Source organism: Legionella sheltonii (assembly GCF_026191355.1).
GTDB classification, from domain to species: domain Bacteria; phylum Pseudomonadota; class Gammaproteobacteria; order Legionellales; family Legionellaceae; genus Legionella; species Legionella sheltonii.
This window is the reverse complement of sequence record NZ_JAPHOQ010000001.1, coordinates 253,832-277,232: the sequence shown is the minus strand read 5'-3', so window position 1 is coordinate 277,232 and position 23,401 is coordinate 253,832. Positions and strand designations below refer to the sequence as shown.

Genomic DNA, 23,401 nt, shown 5'->3' with positions numbered 1-23,401 from the left:
AACATTTTAATCAGATAAGGTCAAATAGTATCGGCATTTCTACTGCTTTGCATCAATTCACGAACTCTTTTGACACGCAGAATTCTTGGGAATAATATACGTAATTAAAACCGTAGTAGTATATCTGTTGATATTCCTGCAGTATAAACAAAAAAGATCAGGATGATTTAAATGCGTAAATTGCTGTTCCTTGGATTGACTGTCTTACTGTTAACAGCCTGTGGGGAAGAAAATCAATCTTTTAGTGGGTATATTGATGCAGATCTTGTCTATTTTTCTGCCGATTTTGCTGGACGATTGACTGATCTCGCCGTACTAAGAGGACAACGAGTCAAAAACAATCAATTTCTACTTAGACTGGAACAAACCAGCGAGCTTTATAATGTACAAATGAGCAAATTAAATAAAAAAGATTTGCTTGCTCAACGACAACAAACTTTGACCCAACTTCAATACAATGAAATCAATTATCGTCGTGTTCAGGAGATGCGGAAGCAAAATGCAGCAAGTCAAAATGATCTTGATACAGCGCAAAGGGATTTAAATATTTCTAAAGATCAACTTGCTGAGATTGACGCGAAAATTAAAAGCAATCGGGTTGATACTGCTGATAAAAAGTGGCAGGTGACGCGCAAAGAAAATTTTGCTACCGATAATGGAATTGTATTTGATACTTATTATACAAAAGGTGAATTTGTCCAAGCAGGAGCCCCAGTTCTTTCGCTAGTGACCCAAAAAAATATTAAAGCCATATTTTTCGTTCCAGAAGAAAAACTCGATGGATTACGCCTAAATCAACACGTTACAATCAAAACCGATCATAATCCTCATTTTGCCACAGGCCATATCTTCTACATCTCAAACATTGCTGAATATACTCCCCCCATCATTTATTCTCGGGAAGAACGTCAACGTCTTGTATTCCGCATAGAAGCCAAAATTGACTCGCCCGATCTCGAAAAAATTCATCTCGGCCTTCCTGTCACTTTGGAAATAACTCAATGAGTGATCTAACAATTGATGTTAAAGGATTAACAAAGAAATTTGATCAAAAAATCGCGGTTGATCACATCAACTTACACGTTGAAAAAGGATCCATATTTGGATTCTTAGGTTCGAATGGTAGTGGTAAAACGACAACGATCCGAATGATTTGTGGTCTTTTAACTCCCACCGATGGAGAAGGGACTTGTCTTGGTTATGATATTCGCACCCAGAGTGATGAAATAAAAAAACGTACCGGTTATATGCCTCAAAAATTTAGTTATTATACCGGATTAACGGTTCATGAAAATCTTCGTTTTGTTGCGGATATTTTTCAAATAAAAAATTCGGCTAAAGCAATAGAAGAAATTATAAAAGATCTTGAGCTTGAAGAGTATCAAAAGGTACAAGCAGGCAATTTATCTGGAGGGTGGAAACAACGTTTGGCGCTGGCATGCAGCTTGCTGCATAAACCTCAACTATTATTCTTGGATGAACCTACTGCTGGTGTTGATCCCAAAGCTCGTAAAGAATTTTGGGATTACTTACATAAAATTTCCTCACGTGATGGCACCACAATCCTTGTGACAACTCATTATATGGATGAAGCGGAAAAGTGCAGTAGCCTAGCGTATATTAATGTGGGCAAGCTCTTATATACAGGCAGCACCAGAGATTTGATTCCTCACTCCCAAGTCAAAACTTATATATTAAAAGTGGATCGAAAACAACAAAGTCAGTTCCTGGAAAAGGTAAATGATGCTTATCCTAAGCTGTTGGCCTCAATTGTAAATAACGAGTTACGGATTTCATCAAAGGATCATCAAGCACTCAAACGGATGATTGACGAAAACAGTGAACTGTCTTTTAAAGAAACTACTCCTTCTTTTGAGGAAGTTTTTATCGGATTAATGCGATGAAATATAAGAATCTATTACATGGATTATCTATAGCGCGTCTCGACGGGTTAATACGCAAAGAATTTATTCTAATCACTCGGGATCGCGGCACTATCGCGATGTTAGTCATCTTACCAATTATGTTGCTTATTCTCTTCGGTTTTGCCATCGAATTTGATCCCAAACATCTCCCTACTACAATAATTAGCTATGATAATTCTCCATTCACTCGAAGTTATGTCAGCGCTCTTGAGGCTTCAGGATATTTTAGCGTGATTCATGATGAGAAAATGAACGAAAATAAGAAAAATCAGGATTTCGCCAATGGAAAAATAAGCTTCGCCTTTACTATTCCCCCTAATTTTACTCGCAAATATATTCGTAACGAAAATCCACAGTTACTGGTCGAAATCGATGGTTCAGATCCCGGAAGCAGTGCCAGTGCACTGAGCAATGCACTTCCCATTCTGAACCAGACTATGGAGACCTTCAATAAACAAGGTTTAGGCTCCCCATCCCCTACCCAGTCAAAGCGAAGTGTCAATCTCACCATTCATCGACTTTATAATGAATCGAATACAAGTTCTTATAATATTGTTCCAGGGTTAATCGGCGTACTACTGACGCTAACCATGGTGATGCTTACATCAACCGCCATCACCTCAGAAAAAGAGTCTGGGACAATGGAAATGTTGTTAAGCACGCCATTAAAACCAACCGAAATAATTCTTGGTAAAGTCATACCCTATATTGTATTAGGTTATGTGCAACTAACCAGTATTTTAATTTTTGGTAAATTATTAATTCATATTCCTACTGAAGGAAGTATCTTCTTGCTTTATATCGCAGTTGCACCGTTTATTATTGCCAATTTAATGGTGGGCATGATTTTTTCCACCCTGGCACGTACTCCGATGCAAGCAATGCAATTGAGTGTTTTCTATCAACTCCCTTCAATGTTTTTATCAGGTTATATCTTTTCTTTTTATGGAATGCCTACTTGGGCACAGATGATAGGGTACTGTGTGCCCATGACGTACTTTATACGGATTGCACGTGGAATTTTGCTAAAAGGCAATACGTTTAGCCAAATTGTTCCCAATATTTTTCCTATTTTATTAATAGCATTCATTTTGATTCTTTTAACAGGGAAAATATTTAGAACAAAGCTCGACTAGGGTCTGTTTACAATTCGTTCGCTTGAGCCAAGACAATAGAAGTGTACCTAACCTAATTAAATTTATTTTAAATTGGCACAATTATGAAAATAAAAATTATCTTATTTAATCTATCCGCCATTTTGCTTGCAGGTTGTTGCAAAAACTGCCTTATTCCTGAAAAAGTAAATTATCCTAAAAATTCGCGCAGTGGAATAAAATACCTCGATAATAAAAGCGACCTAAGTCGAGTCGCATGGTGGAAAAAACTGGATGATCCAGAACTTAATCAGCTGATTATGCAGGCGTTGACTTGTAATGATACCATTAAAAGGTCGTATGCAACGATAGAGCAAGCACAAGCTCAACTTAAGGCAGCGCAATATGCATGGCTCCCCACACTTGATGCGACCGCTACGGGTTTTTCTGGCGGAACCTGGAATTCCCATGTTACTCCCAGAGGCCAATTGGCGAATAATCCTTTTTTTTCAAATCTTTCTCACATGAGATTTAGAGGATACTACACTGGCTTTACTCCAAAATACACAGTGAACATTTTAAATAATATTTATAATATCAAATCAGCCAAAGCCTCTTTAGCCATGGAGCATGCCCAGGCTCAATCAACAAAGTTAGGGATTATCAGCCAAATGAGCGGCGCCTACTTTATGCTCTTAAGTCAAAGAGAACAACTGGCTGTTGAGAGAGAACTGCTTCATGATTTAAGGAAACTGCATCAACTGGAACAGATTCGTTTCAAGAAAGGAGCCAGCAATATTGAAGTACCAATCAACATCGATCAACAGCTGGCCCAGGAACAAGCTAAAATTCCTCAAATTGAAAGTGTCATCGCGCAAAATGAGAATACCATCCACCTCTTATTGAACCAAAATCCTGGTCCGATTACGACGCATCGAAGCGTGCTTTCGTTGAACTTAAATCATTTGATTCCTAAATCCTTACCCTCATCGGTCTTGAAAAATCGCCCAGACATCATGATTGCGTTAAATAATTTAAAAATAGCTCAAGCACAAATTGGAATGGCTTATTCGGCTTTTTTCCCAACCATCGCATTAACCAGTTTAATTGGAGGTGCCTCTATTGATTTAAGAAATATTTTAAAAGTGAGTACGAATATTTGGGTTGCCCAAGCTGCCGCATCAACCAAAATTTTCAATGCCAGCTCCTATGAAGACATCAAATCAACTAAAGCGGGATTCAAAGCAACTTATTATGAGTATTTGAGTACGCTGCATTCCGCATTTGCAGATGTAGATGATGCGCTGACGAATGAACAGAAAAACCATTTATCCTATTTGCTAATTGAAAAAGGATATTGGGCAGCAAAAAAAGCATATGCTGTCGCTTTAGCGCAATATAAAGCAGGAGCCAAAGACTATCGTAATGTCATCAATGCAAAAATAAATCTTGATCGCAGTAAATTGAGTTTGATTCAAGAAAAAGCCCAATTACTTGATAGTATTGTCCAGGTATATGATGAAGTGGCTGGTGGGTATGATGTTGCTTAATATGGGGCGCTTTATGCTGCCTGTTTTTTAGAATTCTTTCCCTCACCCCCGCCCCTCTCGCGAAACGGGAATGGAGATGTTATTACTCCTCAATTTCTCATCTCAAAACAAGAAAGGGGATTTTTATAGTGCTCCAATTTTTCTGCTGAAATGAGGAATAGGATTTTATAAGGTATAGCAATTTCACGTCACGGAAGAGGAGTTTTTTATAGTGTTCCTAAATCCCTTCTCCCCTAAGGGGAGAAGGTGCCTGCTAGGGTGGATTAGGGTTTGCATTAAGCTTTTTCGTCAAGGGCCTTTTCTACAACTTTAACCAATCGTCCTGCCTCAGGAGAGGTAGTTGAATAGAAATAATCGATTAGCTCCCCTTTGCGATTAATAATGTATTTATGGAAATTCCATTTTGGTGCCGTACCAAATCCTAATTTCTCTCTAGCCCAAAGATAAAATGGATGTGCATTTTTTCCTGAAACTACCTCTTTGGCAGTCATTGGAAACGTAACCCCATAATTGACCTGGCAAAAACTTGCAATTTCTTTCTCAGTTCCTGGCTCTTGGCCACCGAAATCATTTGACGGAACTCCCAAGATGACTAAACCCCGATCTTTATATTGTTCATAAAGCTTCTCTAACCGCGCATATTGAGGGGTAAAACCACATTTTGAGGCCGTATTTACGATCATTAACACCTTTCCTCTAAATGATGATAGGGGTAATGGTTCATTCCCACGTAATGTATGAAAGGAATAATCATAGGCATTATCATTGAGTTTAGGTGAATCAGCTGCTGCGGTATTAGAGGTCATAATGTAACATCCTAGTAAAATAGTTAGAAAACGCATGGTTATCCCTTAAATGTTCGTTCAGGAGCTGAATCGCTGGGATGTCTATTAACTCCTTTATCATAAAGGAATGATCCTGTATTGCAAGAAAAACCACTAATGAGAATGCAACTGCTTTCTAATTTTTTCTTGCACTTCAAGCATATGATATTCATCTCTATAATGAGTTCGTGGCCAAAAAAAGCCCTTCAGCCCATCGTGTTTGTTTCTGGGAACTATATGGATATGAAGATGGGGTATGCTTTGACTGATGGTGTTATTCATTGCTATAAAACTTCCTTCCGCGTCCATTGCTTTTTCAACCGCTCTGCCAATTCTTTGCGTTAATGAAAAGAGCGGCGATAGCATCGAATCTGGCAAATCATAGAATGTTTTAATATGCATCTTTGGGGCCAATAAAGTATGCCCTGGAAAAAGCGGACGAGAGTCCAAAAAGGCGATGAACCCCTCGTCTTCAAAAACAATCAAAGATTTTTCTTTTTTTGCCACAATTAAATCAATAACACATTCAACTGTCATTTTTATATCCCTATTCATCCAAATGGATCATTTAAACAGTTAGCGCTTTATCCATCGCATTATATGTTTTTCCTTTATGTTCCAACAAATTCTCTTTTTCATCTTTATATCTCATCTTGAGCAAACGACTAAAAAAACCATCCGGACAATTGGCAGAGGACTTAATTGCATGAGGCGTTTCTTCAGCAAGCTCTTCTATTTTTTCTGCATTGATGCGATTGCGCCACCTATAGGCTAATCCGGGAAGAGCGATAATAACTCCTCCAGTATAACCTGCCGCTACACCATAAATCCCAAGTTTCGTCTTAAGTCCAAGAAGTGCAGATCCCGTTATTCCCAAAGATAATGCGGAAACTGAAATCATCGTTGAACCTCTAAGATCCTTCAAAACTCTTAATTGCTGTAATAGATTATACCGTGCCGAATCCAAAATGACTCCTGCCGACATGATGGGCGCCAAATATTTAAGCATATCTTTGACTTCATTAGGATTATTTCCCATCACCAGTACACCGGGCATCACTGCAAAAAATAAAGGGACAGGGGCGGTGTAAATCAGAGTAGTTAATAATCCATACTTTCCCATACTGCTTGCATTTTGATATTTTCTGGCGCCCATCAGTCGATTCAGTTCTTGTGAATTACCCTGCCCAAACCCTGCTAAGAGTAAGAAATTAAAGAATATATACTGATTTAAATCAGTGATGGCGGATTGTTCCTTAGTTCCCAACATACCTGAGAGAATGCTTACTGAAAGAGACATCGCCATTTCACTTGCAACAGAAAAAGTTATCGAACCACCTATCGCCAACAGCTCTTTAAGTTGTGCAAACTGGCCGGAAAATTTTTTAAAAATCTTGAAAAATTCGTACTGACTAAAATCTTTATGTTTTGCCAAGTAAAGAGCATACGCCAAGGAAGTTAAATAAGCTTCAATGATATAACCGATAGCAACACCATCTCCTCTCATCTTAGGCATTCCTAAACCACCAAATCCGAGCCAGGAAGAAATGCCTGTCCCCACTAAAAGACTGGCAAACCCCATAAACATCGCAGCTTTAGAACGTCCAAAACTAAACATCATTTGCTCCGTAGATATTCGCGTCAATACCCCGGCTACTGCAGGTGAATAAACTCGTAAAAAATGCTGCGTAATCTCTGCGACCTGGTCTTTCTGCCCAAAAATAGTAGTTAATAAAGGTTTGGAAAAGATCATTCCAGCCATAATCGGTGGGGTGAGAGCGGCAGATAACCAAAGACCATTACGATTGATGCCAGCAATATACTCACGCTTTGCTTGCAAGACTACTTCGTTGGTCTCCCCTTCTTTTTCAGCTTCGGTAAGTTCACCAATTTTATTGCTTGCAACCACACTCATGGAAAACAACGGAGCCATGCCAACGACTAAAAGGGTGTTGATCATAGTAGAAATTAATGTGGCTGAAGCAGCTTCATCTTCATTTTCACTAAGTGCATTAAGCAATACAACAATTAAAAAAATCTCAAAGCTAAAAGTAAATGAAAGCGCCATTGGAACAGAAAGCGAACTTAGCGATTTAAAAACATCCCAAAGTCCATATGCAACCTCATCTACGCTGTCAGAATTATTAATTGGCGTAATTAACGCTTCATCGTCATCTTCCAATGAGACATGATCTAATGATTCCTCAGAAGCATTGGCAGCATCAGAAACATTGATTATTATTTGTTGGTTTTGTGGTTCTTCAGAAGCTGCATTAATACTCTTTCCTACTTTTTTTTGATTTCTTGATTCTTCAATTTTTTTTTGCATTACCATTTCCTTTAAAACAACTCATTCCAACTATTAAGGGACACAACCTAGACTTCATTTAGAAATATCTCAATCAATGTGCCAACAAATTAAATTCAGTGACAAAATATTGGGCGAGACTTGGGGGCGTGAATTATATCAATCTTTAAAATCTTTGCACCTGAATTTTTTTATTCAAAAGATTGTGTAAGTACTTAATTGAAGATAGGCAAACACTGCACTATCATGTGTTTTTCTAATCTAAGAATTCACAGCGGCTTTTTCTTTCAATTAACTCATTTTTTAAAGGTTGGAGTAAAAATAAAATGAAAAAATATTCTCTGCTTTTGTTTTTTGCATTCTCTTTTTTTCACTGTCATGGTTTTGCAAATACGTTCACTATCGAAAGCCCATCCTTTAAAATGAATTCCATGATCCCGGACCAATATACGTGCAGCGGAGTGGATCAATCCCCCCCTTTAACCTGGCAAAATATACCAAGCAATACCCAGTCACTGGCCTTAGTTGTTGATGATCCGGACGCAGCTGAAGGTACTTGGAGCCACTGGATAGTATTTAATATACCGCCCACGGTAAAAGAATTAGGAGCAGGAGGCCCGATTCCTCCTGGAGCCGCAAATGCAAAAAACAGTTGGGGAGGATTAGGATATCGAGGTCCTTGCCCTCCTTTTGGTTTAGCTCATAGTTATCATTTTAAATTATATGCTCTGGATACCGTATTAACTTTGGGGGACGGGACGACGCGAGATATACTTTTAAATGCGATGACTGGACATGTTATTGGTAATGCGGAATTGATTGGACTTTATCAGAGATTAAAAAACAATACTCCTGCTCAGTAATTGTAACCGAGCATTGTCTCTTTAAAGAGATTAGGTTGGGACCTCTTGACCCAACCTACATCCTATTTAACTACTCCCATTACAACTTATCTGAGCTTACGCCAAACCATTTCTTATAAATTTTTTCATAGGTCCCATCGGCTTGCATTTCTGCTTGGGCCTTGTTAACCACTTTAACCAATTCCTGATTTGCTTGATTCATGCCAAAGCCTAATGGCTGAGGCGCATTAGGGACAGCAGCAAGAATTTTCAATTCGGGATGGTGCTCAACATAATAATAAGCTACAGGAAATACCTTCATCACAGCCCCAACCCTACCTGCGATTAAGTCATCTATAGCCAGGTTAAAATTTTTAAATGGATATATTTTTATTCCGCGGATTTGTCCCTTTTTTTGCATCTGTTTGGCGATATCAAAATCGGTCGTTTTGGCTTGTACACCCATAGTCAGATTGTCTAAATCAGCAATCGTTTTTGCCTGCGGTGTTTTTTTGGTATTAATCAGGATGCTTAAGGTCGTTGTCATATAGGGCTTGGAAAAGGCAATTATTTTCTCGCGCTCTTTGGTGATCGTAATCGCTCCCATAATGAGATCATAGTGCTGGTCTCGCAATTCATTTATAATTTGTTCCCATTGGGTGTTTCTAAACTCTAAATGTAAATGCAGTCTTTTGGCAATTTCGCGAATTAAATCCACTTCAAAACCAATTTCCTGTTTATTTTTTAAATATTCAAACGGCGGATTGGTAAAATAAGTAGCAACAATAAGGGTTCCTGGTTTCAGAGTATGCAATGCAGGATGATTTTCATTGTCTGAATAAGCCAACCTGCTCGTAAAGGAAGAAAATAGAAACACAAAAAAACAAAGAAATAATGTTCTTAAACATTGTCTTAACATACATAACTCCTTTTGCATTCATGTAGAACCTATCTCACGCGTAGTCATTTTTTTTGTGAGACTCTTTTAATCAATAACGGTATAAACCCCAAGAGGATACCTCCCAATGCAACAATATCCGTCACTAAATCGAATTTAGGGATACTAAAGCAGGCGATAAAAACCAAAAATAGCGCACTAAAAGTAGGCCAAATAATATAGCCAAGTAATTCAGCACTACTTTTCCACAAAAACCGATGGTACCAAGCACAGGCAAAACCCGTTAACGAATAATAAAAAGCAACTAAAAGGCCAAGTGCATGTACCGAATCTTTAATAATTAGGTTTACCGTTGAAAAATTAGAAGAAAGTACTAATAAAATCACTCCCAAAAACCAGATAAAAAGAATAGCTACCCACGGGGTATTTCGAGATTTATGTAAGGTCGCATAACGTGGATGAATTATTTCATCCCGGGCCTCAGCAAATAAAGTTCGTGTAAACTGAACAATGGTAGTCTGCAAGGTACCGATTGTACTGATCATCACGCAAAGAACTGCCAAGTAGCTCCATGGACTGGGTACTATTTTTTCTGCGACTGCAAAAATTACATTTGTCCCTGCATGCTTTATTTCATCATCATTGAGAGCCAGGAGGGTTACAATAGCAAAACTGACATAGATGCAAATAATAATCAATACAGACCAAAAGGCTCCGATCCCCGGCGCATGCCGAGTATTCTTAGTTTCCTCATTTAAGTTAAGGGTAACATCCCAGCCCCAGTAGAAAAATACGGCGGTTAATGCTCCTGTTGCAAATAATTCGGGAGTGAAGCTGGTAAAAGAAAGCCAGGAAAATGAAAAAGGATGTGCTGGATGAGGTGCAAATTTGATAAAACCCACACTAATAATTGTAAATAGGATAAGCACTTCAAAACCAGTCATTAAGATTTGAAGATATGCCGTGGGTTTTATTCCAGCAATAGCGATTACTGAAATCATGGTTACCCAGAGTATGCTGGTAAAAGTAACCCAGCCAGGGCTTTCCACTAAATGAGGCGCGACGAGTAACAAAGTTGCTGTAGCTGCAGGAATAGAACCCGAAACCATAAATACAGCGGATGAAACTAAAACGGCCCATCCAGCAAAAAAACCTAAATACATTCCAAAAATTTTGGATATCCACGCATATGAGGCCCCTGCATTAACAATCACTTTATTCAGGTGAATAAAGGCCAAGGAAATACCAAACATGATAAATCCACAATATAAAATACTTCCCGGGGCTAAAGTACCCACCGTAGCCACAAGTGTTGCTGTCGCAGCGGCAACACTAAAAGCGGGCGCGGCTCCTGCCGTTCCCATAATGATGGATTCACCTATTCCCAGAGAATCCGCAGCAAGCTTCCCTTCATTCTTAATATTCATTTGGTCAAAGTTTCCAACTATAAAATTAAGTCATCTTTACTAAGCATATCAATTTTTAAGGAAATATGTGCTGACCACCAAAATTTCTCAAAAAAATTTAACCCTTTCGCTTTGACAAAAAATAAATCAGAATAAATAATTAATTATCAAATAAGAATGAAACAGGACTTACAGAAACCGCTTTATTGTGAGCGTCACGAGAGATCTCCACTCAAGCACAGGGTTAAGTGCGAGGGAAGTTCCCTGGTTACGTTTGGGTTGAGGATTCGTAAGCGCTGTAAAATTCCATTCACTCAATGAATTGAGAGCAACTATGCAAGCAGATCTCTTTTATACAGTAGATAGTGTCAGACCAATCCCTCTTTATCTCATGTCCCAAAAACAATGGGAGGAGCAAAGTCCTTCATTAACCTCAGTTGAACGTAACTATTTTGGACAAATGCAATTTAATGGAGCAATGGGCGATTGTTGTTTGTTTTATGACGCTGATGGTTTATTAGAGAAAACATATATAGGGACTGGGGATGAAAATCAGGTATTGGCAATGGCTCATGCAGCTCAATTATTACCAGCGAACACCTATCAAGTTCAAGAGACTTATTCGCCAGAGGCCGCCTTATATTGGGCATTGGCACAATATCGCTTTGAAAAATATAAAAAAAATTCTTCATCACCTCGTATCTTAGCGGTTGAGTCACAAAAGTTAGATGATTTACTTCAAATGGCTGAGGCACATTTTCTTGTTCGTGATCTAATCAACGAACCGGCCAGTGATCTGGGTCCTAAAGAAATGGCAGAAGTAGTTGCAACATTAGCCCATACTTATAATGCACAATTTGAACAATGGATTGGTAATGAATTGTTACGTGATAATTTTCCAGCCATTCACGCAGTAGGCCGTGCTGCCCAGTCAGAACCACGTTTACTCTCTTTGACCTGGGGAGATGAAACATATCCTCGTGTTACGTTGGTGGGAAAGGGTGTTTGTTTTGACACGGGGGGTCTGAATATCAAATCAGCTTATGGTATGCGCATAATGAAAAAAGACATGGGGGGTGCAGCACATGTGATAGGCCTCGCCCAATGGATTATGGCTCGTAACTTGCCTGTTCGCTTACATCTGCTTATTCCCGCTGTGGAAAATGCCATTGGACCCAATGCCTACAGACCTGGCGATATTTTAGTTATGCGTAACGGCTTAACCGTGGAATTAGATAATACTGATGCAGAAGGACGTTTGATTTTGGCTGATGCTTTAGTCAAAGCATGTGAGGAGCAACCTGATTTACTGATCGACTTCGCAACCTTAACCTCCTCAGCTCGTGTTTCAGTAGGTACTGAAATGTCCGCTTTTTTTACCAATAACGAATCATTAGCCACAGAAATCATTGATGCATCCTATAAAGCGGCTGATCCGGTATGGCGTTTACCCTTATTTGCTGCCTATGAAAAATTCCTGCGCTCTTCGATTGCGGATATGACCAACTGCAGTGATTATCCTTATGCTGGAGCTATTATAGCCGCATTATTTCTGCAACGTTACATCACCAAAACTACGTCTTGGCTGCATTTTGACATTATGGCCTGGAGTGAACAAAGCAAACCTGGTAAACCAGAGGGTGGCGAAGTCATGGGTTTACGTACTGTCATGGAATATTTGTTACGTGTTTATGGGTAATACTTTGCAGGCAACAACACTTAATGTTTACCACTTTTTATTTAAGCTAAACTCTGCCAAAGAATAGTAATTTTGTTTCCCTTTTTCTGGCCTGCTTTCGATGAGATAAATCTTATCTACCACAATGGGGGGAATACTCGGCATTTTTACTGTTTCTAATAGTTCGCGTGGTACCTGATGCCGAATCAATCGTCCCAGGGTTAAATGCCCCCGAAAAGGGCGAGTTTCAATCGGAACATTCAAAGCAATTAGAGCCTTTCCGATCGTATCTGACAACATAGCTAAAGCAGCTTGGGGTTGAACTGTTAACGAAAGAACTTTAGGACGTCGTAAAGCGGGAAACCACTCCAACTGCCCCAATTCAAGTTGAAATGGCGATAGATTTTTTAATGCCGCATGCACATATTCCGTCACGGATACTAACTGTTCTTGTGGCAAATTACCTAGAAATTGTAAGGTAATATGCATTTTTTCAACATCGACCCAACGCATATAATCCGATAGGATCGTGTCTTGCAAAGACTTTAAGCAATTGGATAGTTTAATTTGTATTTTTTTTGGAAAGGTAATGGCAAAAAAAACCCTTAGCGTATGCATTATCCCTCACTAAAACAGTATGTTTGGGTCTTAGAATCCTATTTAAAGCACCCATCATCAAAACAACTGAGACTATATACAATAATAGTATCAAAATTGCTTAAATAAAATTGCATGTGCACGGAACATCGGTAACATAAGATATGTGGTGAATTACTGTGATTCTTAAACGCGCATAAAAATAATTAAATTTCTCGATAATGGTCGTTGGTGTGCGTATTTTAACTCGGGGATTCCATACCTTATATTGCCCCCCAAACACGCCGCACATTGAAACAATGTTATTCCTATTTTACTGCAGCGACGATGGTTATAGATAAACTATAACTGAGATGATAGCATTATTATTTTTTGTTCGAGAGCGAATGAAATACCGACCCGATATTGATGGACTCCGGGCTGTTGCCATTATACTGGTCTTAATTTATCACGGAGGACTCTCCTTTTTTCCATCTGGCTTTATAGGGGTGGATGTATTTTTTGTTATCTCAGGCTTTCTTATCACTCAAATCATCCATGAGTCAGTTGATAAAGGTTCTTTTTCTTTTTTAGACTTTTACAATCGAAGGTTATGGCGTTTACAACCTGTTTTTGTGGGTTTGCTTCTTTTGACTACCGCATTGGCACTCTTGTTTTTTTTACCCGATGATTTAATCTTATACAGCAGAAGCGCACGCAAAACTTCTTTATTTTTATCTAACTTGTTTTTTGATAAAACAACCACTGGATATTTTTCACCAGAAACATACCAGCTTCCCTTGCTTCATACCTGGTCTCTTTCAATAGAATGGCAATGCTATCTGTTTTTACCTTGTCTCATCTACTGCTTGCATCGTTTCTTACCTAAAGGATACTTGATCCCAATTATAGTTGGACTGACTTTTATTGCTTTTATCAACTCGATGTATAATGCGAGAGCCTTACCTGCACATACGTATTACCTATTTTCCAGCAGAATTTTTGAGTTTTTGATTGGCTCTTGTGTCGCCTTCATTCCAGTGACTTTTTTTGTAAGCAATCAATATGTTATCAACCTGTTTGGCAGTGTCTCATTGCTCACTCTATTGTATCTTGCCCGTCTTAATCCCTCTATTGCAGGTTACCCGGATGAACATGCTTTTGTCGTTTGTATTGCCACAGGATTACTTATTTTCTTGGGGGCATGTGCTCCCGGGAATAGACTAAGCCAAATACTTTCCAGTAAGCCTATGGTATTTATAGGATTATTATCTTATTCCCTCTATATTTGGCATTGGATTATTTTTTCATTTCTAAGATATCAAAGTATTGTAGAAACCCCTGCTGTTTTAATAGGTGCTTTCGGACTTACTTTTGTTTTGGCCTATCTCTCCTGGCGCCTCATTGAAAAACCCTCAAGACGCGCGAAACACATGCAATTTCGTTATACTTTTATGCTGCTGTTTTTAATGCCGATCATTGCATTACATTTGACCGATTATATGATTAAGAAAAACCAGGGATTTCCTCAGCGTTTTACTGGTGAACTATCAACTATCCATCAACAATTAAACCAATACGACAGCCCACAAAGAGCTGTATGCGTGACTGATTCACAGAGTAAAATTAATAAGCAGTGCCGTATCGGTTCAAAAAAACCAAATCGCAAGCAGGCACTCATGATCGGAGATTCTTTTGCCAATCATTATTGGGGTTTTATGGATGAGCTAGGACAAGCAGCAAATATCTCTATTTTAATGCAGACCGTATCTTCGTGCTTAACCTTGCCCGGCATTTATCTTTTCGATTGGTGGCATTTTAAAAATCAAAACTATCAGCTCTGTCATGAGCTGACTCAAAAATATTATCAAATGATTCTAAATAATCACTATGATTATGTAATCATTGGCCAGCTATGGGGTAATTATTACAGTGATAACATCATAACTAAGTTAGGTGATAAACGTTCGTTACACTTAGGCCTAAAAAGACTAGAAAATGCTTTAGACAGAGCACTTTCAATCATCACCACCTCAGGGGCAAAGCCTGTATTAATTCATTCAACAGCAACAATGCAAAATAGTTTTCATGATTGTTTTTATAAACATATAAAACGAAGAACTTCTTATAATCCTCACGAGTGTGATTTTACCCTTGCGGAAGGAGAATGGTTTAATCAGTTATTTAATAAAATGAAAAACAAATACCCACAGTTAATTATTATCGACCCTAAAAAAATACAATGTACGCAAAATATCTGTAAGGCAGACATCAATGGGATCCCCATCTATCGTGACGTAGGTCATATTACAGATTATGCCTCTTATCAATTTGGGAAACTTTACTTACAAAAATATCCTAATCCTTTAGCCTAATCTTCCAAGAGTATTTTTTACATTCAAGAGCTAGGTATGAAGCGCAATGGAAATTCATTACCTCGCTACTTATCGGCTATCCATCGCCACATCAGTTTCTTTTTAATAATTTCCACTAGAAAAAGATAAGTGATTGTTGCAGCGATTAGAAAGAGGAAATAGGATGCGGGTAACGGGACGAATCCCCAAAACTTTGCAATGGGCGTGAAAGGCAATATCGTAGCAATAAACACAATGGATAACACCATGATGATTAACGCGTTACTGGGTTTACTTTGCCAAGGACTTTTCACTGAACGAATCACAAATACGACCAGTGTTTGCGTCGCCAAAGATTCAACAAACCAGCCGGTTTGAAACAATGCTTCCGTTGCGGCAAAGACCTTCAGCATCACAAAAAAAGTGATAAAATCAAAAAGAGAACTGATGGGGCCGATATAAAACATAAATTTGCGAATAATTCCTATGTCCCAATGCTTGGGTTTACGTGCAAAACTAGGGTCGACGTTATCGGTTGGAATCACAACTTGTGATGTATCATAAAGAAGATTATTTAAAAGAATTTGTGTCGGTAACATCGGTAAAAATGGCAATACTAGAATCGCGCCGGCCATACTTAACATGTTCCCAAAATTGGAACTGGTGCCCATCATAAGATATTTCATCACATTTCCGAATGACTTACGTCCTTCCACAATCCCTTTCAACAACACGCTTAAATGGCGCTTTAATAGGATAATGTCCGCGGCTTCACGCGCTACATCAACCGCACCCGCAACCGAAATTCCTACATCCGCCGAATGCAAAGAAGGAACATCATTAATTCCATCCCCAATATATCCTACTACATGACCCCGAGCGCGAAGGACACTAATGATGCGTTGTTTTTGCATGGGAGAAATGCGCGCAAATACATCGACTTCTTCCGCAATCTCCCCTAAAGCCATATCGGTTATGTGATTCAATTGTTCACCAAGTATCATTCGGCTTGCATCAAGCCCCACGTGTTGACAGATATGACGTGTCACTAAATCATTATCTCCGGTCAAAATTTTTATTTTGACCCCTTCTTTAAATAATTTCTTGATGATTGTTGGCGTTTCCTCAAGAGCTGGGTCGAAAAAAGCCAGGAATCCCGCTACCACCATGTTTTTCTCATCCGGAATATGATAGGAAGACTTAGTTTGGATTTCGCGATAAGCTACAGCCAATGTGCGATAACCCTGCTCACTTAAAGATACAAAAGTGGCTTCAATCCTTTTCCGTGTCGCGTCATCCAATGGATGGATTGCACCAGCCAGATCATAATGAGTGCAATCGCAGATCACAAACTCTGGAGCACCTTTGGTAATCAGTAGATGAGATCCACTTTTATCAACAACAACGCTTGAGCGGCGACGTTCAAAATCGAAAGGAATTTCATCTACTTTATGATAAGTTTGTACGTCAGGATGATCGTGTTTTAAGATCGCAGCATCCAAAGGATTAATGTTTACTTTTTTTAATACTGCAATATTAAAAGGGTTAGGAATCTCCGTACCATATAAACTATTTAAATAAGCCAGTAACATCACGCTTTCGGATTTATTCCCCAAAGGATCTATATGTTGCTCCAGGACCATTTCACCACTGGTTATCGTACCGGTTTTATCACTGCAAAGAATATCAATACTGCCAAAATTCTGAATTGCAGATAAATTTTTGACAATCACTTTTTTCTTTGCCATATGGACTGCACCTGCGGCGAGCGTCACCGTGGTAATCATCGGCAATAACTCAGGAGTAAGCCCAACGGCCAAGGCTACAGCAAATAATAAAGATTCAAGCAAAGAACGTTTTAAATAAATATTGACCGCAAACACAAATACCACAAGAAAAAAAACCACCTTCATAATGAACAAGCCAAAGCGAGTGATGCCTTTTTCAAATTCAGTGTGTGGTGCGATTTTGGAAAGGCTTTTGACGATATCACCAAACTGGGTATTCGCTCCAGTTGCGACAACTACAGCCGTAGCCGTACCACTAACCACTGAGGATCCTGAAAAAACAGCATTTTTTGCCTCTTCAGGATTTTGAGGGGTAGTGCTCTCTTGAATTGCTTCCTTTTCAACGGGTAAAGACTCCCCAGTGAGTGCCGCCTGTTGGACATGTAAGTCCTTCGCTTTTAATAATAGCGAGTCTGCGGGGATCAAATCACCCGCGACAAGGCGGATAATATCGCCAGCAACCAATTCACGGCATGGTATTTCCCCCCATTGGCCATCACGTAAAACATTTGCAGTGGATGCGATATTCTTCTGCAGTTTTTTCACCGCCACTAAAGAGCGATGGCTTTGAAAATAATCCAGGCCAATGCTCATCACCACCATAATGATGATGATTACCGAACTCACCAGATTCCCAGTAAACGCTGAAACTCCTGCCGCAATCAACAATATAGCAATCAGTGGATTTGTGGAATGAGAAATGGCCTCGATAATAAGCAGACGATAAGGGCTTTGAGTCACTTCATTAAACCCGGACAACGCCTGCCTTTTTTGGGCTTCCGCGCAAGTTAAGCCATCGAGAGAACTACTTAGTTTGCTGAGTACCGTTTGGTTATCCAAAGTAACTAATGATTGTAAATCCATTTATTTCAACCCATCCTATGTTTCGCCTGTTCGCGTCATTCAATGCAGCCGTCTAACGTAATGGCAAGTTCACTGGATTTTTATAGTAGTTATTAATTTTATTGGCAAGCCAACCTCCATCATCACTAGGGAAGCTACCGACACTGGTCGTATTACCTCCTCCCCAAAGAATGGCAAATACATTGCTGCTGACCGCTTGTTGTAAATTATTTGTTTGCCAAACATAGGTATTACCCCCATGGGCATCCATCATCAAATAATCCACGATATTGCTTGTACCATAAATTGAACTCGATAAAGAAGTGCCTAGGATATAGGACTTTAAATTGCTTAAAGGATTATATGAATTCCCAAAGAAAAAGTCAGGTTCGCTTGAAGCATGACTTGTTCGCGTGTCCACATCATTATTTTGTTGTAAATGACCTCCAGGGATTTGCCATAACATCACCGGAATATTACCTAAAGAAACGCTAATGTTGTTGACGTAATTCAATACATTAAACCAATCTCGCGCATTAAATAAATATCCTGAGCCAACTGCCCCAGGAATGGCATCCATTTCATATTTATCAAACACGATAAAATCCGGTTTGTAATTGCCTTGATATGCGGTAGTCGCATCAATTAAAGCAACTGTTGGATCAGAAACATTCGTCTTTAATGTCGCTGCATCATAGTTTTGATGCACCCAATTGGAACTACCAACTCCCCATAAATTCACTTGCCAGCCAAAAGTTACATTAGGCGCAAATTGCCGAATAAGCCAATTAGTGGATTGTACCCAACCAGGAAAATCATTAGTAAAGCCAGGAATAGTAATCGATGCCGGAACAATTGGGTTTGCAGTGCAATTATTAAAATAGTGCATCTTATAGGTATCCCAGGTACTCATTGCCGACCAATTATCGGTAGTTTTGCTACGAATTGCCTGAAACAAGGCTTCATAATTTAAGCCCGTACCATAAGTTGTATCAATGGTTGAGGTTGCAAAACACACCGCTGTCTGCAATGCTTTTTGCAGTTGCACTTGACTGATCGCTGTATTGGCATCGTTTAATAAGTTTTCTTGTTGCAGCATTCCGAATAAATCCGGATTTAAGATAATCGCCCCCGGATAATTGAACTGTGCTGATTGGAATGATTGGAGTTTTTGCGCCTCCATGATGAGATTAATATAGTGCATCACCATATTGGTGTATTCAAAGTCAGTAAAACTGGTTCCACCACTCATCTGAGCGGTATAAATAACCATTGTAGGGAGTACTTTATTGGGTAATTGTTGCTGCTGATAAAAGGCAGAAAGTGCTTGTGCCTGTTGTGCCGTTTCCAAATCAAAAATTGGATAAACAATTTGTCCAGGATCACCATTCCCACCTAATCCACCGTATTTGAAAATGGCATCGATTGGGCGTGATTGCAATGAAGTTTGTGTCGCAGGTGAGTCATCAGTAACCGCCCCCATGGCAAGATAGTTTGGCCATCCAGGAACTTTGCTTGAACTGGGCGAAAAGGTAATTGTTTCAACCACACCGGCAGCCGCTTGCAAGGGTTGCGGACTAAAATGTACGGAATAACCTGGGATAGCGCTGGTAGACAAAGTATAGATTGTCTCGGCGGTCAATGAGACGGATGCAGAGCCCGAGCCATTGGTCAAATTGACAATCTGGGTCAAAGCAGCAGAACCATTATTAGGCGTCAAAGTAACACTTACCTGCATCAGCGATCCAGGGGCCCCGCTGACGTTTATCGTTGCTGCTTCTTGTGCTACGGGAGAACAGACATAGGTTAAATGAACAGTTGGAGGGGTTTCACTAGCCACCACAGAAGCAGGAACAAAAGTAGGAACGCAATTCGTGCCATTAAAAATAATATTAGGGGTAGAAAGGGAGTAGGTGCTGCCACTTTCAAGTTGTGCAATTGGAGTTACGGCATTCCACAGTGCATTGGCATTGACTGAAGCCCCTGTGTCTATCTTGGTCGCGGTAACATTAGGTTTATTGGTATAACCACTTAGTTCTGATGGTAACGCTTGTACACTAACAGCTATACTCCCTGTATTAGGAGGTGCTCCTAAATAAACAGAAACACTATTCGCTACATAATCGGCTGTTGGTGCACCATAATAGAGCACAATGGAACCACCTTTAGGTAAGATACTATTTGAGCCAGTGGTCGTCGGAAAATGTAAACTTAGGCTTGCTAAAAAAGTTCCGTCCGTCTGTTTTTGAGAGATAATTTGCAAAACATTATCTGGATAGGACAAAGAAGAAAAATCGCCCCAAAATGAGGTATCAAGAGAAGAGGCATCCACAAAGGTTATTTTGGTATTCTGAAAATCAACGCTTTGTCCGCAATTATTCGTTAACTTCAGCGAAATGTTTTGCCAATTTGAATTACCAGTTGCACTGAAACTGGAGTTGATACACGAAGTAGGCTGTGCTGCAAAAGAATCACTTGCGCTCGCCGAATTAAATGGGGCTGTAACAACAAAAACAGCCAACACCATACTCATCAACTTATTCATTATCTAACGAGCCTTATTGGAGTGTCTGGATTAGTAATAATCAATTACGTTAATATATTATTAATTTTTTTACAATCAATGATTGGTTTGGGAATAAACCGCGCCATTTTCAGGGCTAATTGTTTCATCAGGATTTCCTTTTTGAGGTCCGGCTAAGAAACTTTGTTTTGCAATTGAATGGGAAGTAGTCGTGTTACGCCATTTGCCCATGATGGGTGGTACAGAATGGCTCTCGCTTTGCAGAATAGGGCCTGAGCTTAATGTGGATTGCTGCACATGAGTTTGCTGTTTTTTAGACGCATCCTCTTGTTCATCATCGTGAATTTTTGCTTGTTCTTTTTGGCCCGATTCAACTTGAGGTGAATAAAAATATGCGAGCACCCTGAGTTTCACAACCAACCAAAAGGCTTTCCCGGGGGTCAGTTCTTCATATCCATGCTGGCTTGGATTTTTCGCTGTCTCCGTATATTCACTCGGGGATAACATCTTAATGTGTTTCACATCGGAACGAAAATAAATTTTTTTATTCTTGGGATCCTGAATAAATAAAGGTTGCGGTTGAGATACCTTGTAATTGATTTGCGGCAAAAATTCCAAACCTCCGTAATCAACAGATTGTCGCTTTTCACCAGTTTTCATCAAACGCGCGATATCTCCTAGGGAATTATCCATCCCATTGATCAGCATGTTCGCGTTTGCATCATTCTCATGGTAAAAATAAGTTCCGTCACCATAGGCTTTGCTATCCTCCTTGATCATGTCTTGCTCTCTACTTAAGGGCTGAAAAGAATTGGTAACGGCAACGCTGTTTTTATTGTCTTCATTATGCATGTTATTAACAAGAATACTGCCCCATACACCGAACTCTTTTGGAAGAAGCTTTCTCATTTCGCCCATGCGGCTCAAATGGCCTCCAGCAAAATGGTCCGAATAAAAATGCATTGCAAATAAATCACGAGCCACTGCCATAGCATGAAAACGATGCCCCAGTTCCGTAAATAGTTCTTTCTCGGTTAACTTCCCTTCTGTTGATTCAGGGTCCAGTTTATATTTTGCAGGGTCTATTTCAATTTGCTGTACAATTTTCGCTAATCGATCTCGAATTTCTGGAGGAATTTTTTTATCTTCTTTACTGACTTTCCCTTCAGCAATTTGATGACAATAATAAGCTATCTCCGCCATATTTAAGGCAGATTGATGTCCTACAATATATCCACGCAGTGACCATGGTGCAAAATGATCTTCATTGCTTGCTAATTTTGCACCATAATCTTTTACGGTGACTGCATAAATTAATTGTTTCAATAAGCTGGGAATAAAACGTGAACCATCGATAGCGAAAATTTGGCTGATCGCGCTTTTTGTTACAGCGGGTGAGGCTAAATCATTATAGGCTTGTTTGAACGCATCGGTTTCGGCTTGCATCACCGGGGCGTGGAGTAATTGCTTATTTTCTTCAGTGCCATCTCCGGTTTTTTCAGGAATTTGTAATTGTTCCCACCAGCCTGCTTTCGTATAATAATCACCAGCTAAAGCAACGACATCCCCAGCGCTTAACTTCATATCAAGCGGCACAGGGATTCCATCAATTTCCTGCATCATTGTAAGATTCAAATTATTGACAATGTCTGGGGATAAATTTTCACTGCCTCGTAAATAACGATGATTACCTAAGGTTACAATGCGTATTTGATCGCCAGCATTTTTATGTTCGTTAGTTTCCATAAAAAACACATCATGATTCTTAATTAAACATAATTATAATCAATAAAGATTAAAGGAGCCTTAAATAGGTTGCTAACTTGCTTTTTTATTAACCACAACATCGGCATATGCCTGTCTGAAAGGACGTGAGCAGGTGAACTGTTGCGTGCCCGGTGTGGAACGACACCCTTCATAAATTTAACGCGGTGCTGCATCACTACGATATTTACCGTCCCCCTCTTTGCTTTCTTTTCCGGGCTCTTTAAAAAACTCACTTCCCCTTCGTCTATCTGTATCGATCAGCCTAATTTTTTCATCAGGTTTTTCCCCTCCAACAACTAAAAAATCAGGTTTTGTTTTCAGCGCCAAGTCATAACTTTTGCGTACCCCATAAGTTACCTTTGCCCTTGCTGGAGCTAAAGAGCTTGCGGTAGATAAAGCGTTGATCTCTTCGAGGTTTAAACGATATTGAATTTTCCAATGACATAACTTTTTATAATACTCCTCTCCAGTCCGGGAGTGTTTTGCATAAAACCATACCTCAAATTCCTCATCGATTTCCATGGATGAAAGAGAGACCTTATGTGTTTCTGATTTTCTTGGGGCCGAAAACATTGGGGTATCTTTTAATACCAGCGTTGCTTTCTTATCGCCTCCAATACTTCGGCTCGCTACATCATAAAATCGATCCTGTTCAGATTGGCCGCCATCTCTGATTCGACCTGAAGAAACATCGTGATTTTTACTGTATTTATAAGTCGTGTTCCTCTCTGGATCCCAATATAAGGCTTCCCGTTTACTGGAAATTAAATTTTGGATTAAGCCATATTCGTACTCCTCTTGAGGCATCAGGTCCTGGAGCACATCACAGCGGATTTCTAAAGCTGGGTAACTGGGAGTAAATGGACTGACGATCCCTATATCGCGAGCAATTGAAAAATCAATAGACAGTACGTCTTCAGCGATTGCCTTGAATGAGACGTTGGGATTTGCTTCTTCACTAAATCCAATCGCTACTCTTACTGGATTGATGATACCTTCTGATTCGTGCTTTACTTGCATACCGT

Annotated in this window: 17 protein-coding genes; 7 read left to right on the top strand and 10 right to left on the bottom strand. The window is 39.5% G+C overall.

The features are described from left to right. Window positions 1–171: 171 nt before the first annotated feature. From OQJ26_RS01200 to OQJ26_RS01185, 4 genes are all read left to right on the top strand, one after another. Complete coding sequence (locus tag OQJ26_RS01200; RefSeq protein WP_265702083.1) at window positions 172–1,005, top strand: HlyD family secretion protein; 834 nt, start codon at window positions 172–174, stop codon at window positions 1,003–1,005. Continuing rightward, window positions 1,002–1,904: an ABC transporter ATP-binding protein gene (locus tag OQJ26_RS01195; RefSeq protein ID WP_265702082.1), complete on the top strand. Its 903-nt coding sequence runs from the start codon at window positions 1,002–1,004 to the stop codon at window positions 1,902–1,904. The genes OQJ26_RS01200 and OQJ26_RS01195 overlap by 4 nt, the downstream gene beginning before the upstream one ends. Then, a complete protein-coding gene (locus OQJ26_RS01190) occupies window positions 1,901–3,061 on the top strand; it encodes an ABC transporter permease (RefSeq protein ID WP_265702081.1) in 1,161 nt (386 codons plus the stop codon). The genes OQJ26_RS01195 and OQJ26_RS01190 overlap by 4 nt, the downstream gene beginning before the upstream one ends. Before the next feature lie 83 nt (window positions 3,062–3,144). Continuing rightward, on the top strand, window positions 3,145–4,569 hold the full coding sequence (locus OQJ26_RS01185) for a TolC family protein (RefSeq protein WP_265702080.1): 1,425 nt from the start codon (window positions 3,145–3,147) through the stop codon (window positions 4,567–4,569). Between the two features lie 275 nt (window positions 4,570–4,844). Here OQJ26_RS01185 and OQJ26_RS01180 read toward each other — a convergent pair whose 3' ends face one another. The 3 genes from OQJ26_RS01180 to OQJ26_RS01170 all read right to left on the bottom strand — a co-directional run bounded on the left by OQJ26_RS01180 (window position 4,845) and on the right by OQJ26_RS01170 (window position 7,722). Continuing rightward, complete coding sequence (locus OQJ26_RS01180; RefSeq protein WP_265702079.1) at window positions 4,845–5,375, bottom strand: glutathione peroxidase; 531 nt, start codon at window positions 5,373–5,375, stop codon at window positions 4,845–4,847. 132 nt (window positions 5,376–5,507) lie between these two features. Beyond that, the gene (locus OQJ26_RS01175; protein WP_265702078.1) at window positions 5,508–5,930 is read right to left on the bottom strand and encodes an HIT family protein; all 423 of its coding nucleotides are present in this window, start codon (window positions 5,928–5,930) and stop codon (window positions 5,508–5,510) included. A gap of 31 nt (window positions 5,931–5,961) precedes the next feature. Continuing rightward, window positions 5,962–7,722, bottom strand: coding sequence for an MATE family efflux transporter (locus tag OQJ26_RS01170; protein WP_265702077.1), 1,761 nt, complete (start codon window positions 7,720–7,722; stop codon window positions 5,962–5,964). Between the two features lie 305 nt (window positions 7,723–8,027). Here OQJ26_RS01170 and OQJ26_RS01165 point away from each other — a divergent pair, with 305 nt between their 5' ends. Next, a complete protein-coding gene (locus tag OQJ26_RS01165) occupies window positions 8,028–8,564 on the top strand; it encodes a YbhB/YbcL family Raf kinase inhibitor-like protein (RefSeq protein ID WP_265702076.1) in 537 nt (178 codons plus the stop codon). Window positions 8,565–8,643: 79 nt separating this feature from the next. Here OQJ26_RS01165 and OQJ26_RS01160 read toward each other — a convergent pair whose 3' ends face one another. Beyond that, a complete protein-coding gene (locus OQJ26_RS01160; RefSeq protein WP_265702075.1) occupies window positions 8,644–9,462 on the bottom strand; it encodes an ABC transporter substrate-binding protein in 819 nt (272 codons plus the stop codon). 44 nt (window positions 9,463–9,506) lie between these two features. Next, window positions 9,507–10,868, bottom strand: a complete 1,362-nt coding sequence (locus OQJ26_RS01155) for an APC family permease (RefSeq protein WP_265702074.1) — start codon at window positions 10,866–10,868, stop codon at window positions 9,507–9,509. A 313-nt stretch (window positions 10,869–11,181) separates the two neighbouring features. On the opposite strand from OQJ26_RS01155, the gene OQJ26_RS01150 reads away from it, so the two are divergent. Further along, on the top strand, window positions 11,182–12,546 hold the full coding sequence (locus OQJ26_RS01150; RefSeq protein WP_265702073.1) for a leucyl aminopeptidase family protein: 1,365 nt from the start codon (window positions 11,182–11,184) through the stop codon (window positions 12,544–12,546). A 27-nt stretch (window positions 12,547–12,573) separates the two neighbouring features. Here OQJ26_RS01150 and thpR read toward each other — a convergent pair whose 3' ends face one another. Next, window positions 12,574–13,143, bottom strand: a complete 570-nt coding sequence (thpR, locus tag OQJ26_RS01145) for an RNA 2',3'-cyclic phosphodiesterase (RefSeq protein WP_265702072.1) — start codon at window positions 13,141–13,143, stop codon at window positions 12,574–12,576. 365 nt (window positions 13,144–13,508) lie between these two features. Here thpR and OQJ26_RS01140 point away from each other — a divergent pair, with 365 nt between their 5' ends. After that, window positions 13,509–15,476 carry an acyltransferase family protein gene (locus OQJ26_RS01140; protein ID WP_265702216.1) on the top strand — a complete coding sequence of 656 codons (1,968 nt, stop codon included), beginning with the start codon at window positions 13,509–13,511 and terminating at the stop codon, window positions 15,474–15,476. Between the two features lie 65 nt (window positions 15,477–15,541). Here OQJ26_RS01140 and mgtA read toward each other — a convergent pair whose 3' ends face one another. From mgtA to OQJ26_RS01120, 4 genes are all read right to left on the bottom strand, one after another. Continuing rightward, a complete protein-coding gene (gene mgtA, locus OQJ26_RS01135; RefSeq protein WP_265702071.1) occupies window positions 15,542–18,106 on the bottom strand; it encodes a magnesium-translocating P-type ATPase in 2,565 nt (854 codons plus the stop codon). Between the two features lie 52 nt (window positions 18,107–18,158). Continuing rightward, window positions 18,159–20,630 (bottom strand): hypothetical protein, encoded by a 2,472-nt coding sequence (locus OQJ26_RS01130; protein ID WP_265702070.1) that lies wholly within the window; start codon window positions 20,628–20,630, stop codon window positions 18,159–18,161. 75 nt (window positions 20,631–20,705) lie between these two features. After that, the gene (locus OQJ26_RS01125; RefSeq protein ID WP_265702069.1) at window positions 20,706–22,355 is read right to left on the bottom strand and encodes a hypothetical protein; all 1,650 of its coding nucleotides are present in this window, start codon (window positions 22,353–22,355) and stop codon (window positions 20,706–20,708) included. Window positions 22,356–22,532: 177 nt separating this feature from the next. After that, window positions 22,533–23,396 (bottom strand): hypothetical protein, encoded by an 864-nt coding sequence (locus OQJ26_RS01120; protein ID WP_265702068.1) that lies wholly within the window; start codon window positions 23,394–23,396, stop codon window positions 22,533–22,535. Between the last annotated feature and the right edge of the window lie 5 nt (window positions 23,397–23,401).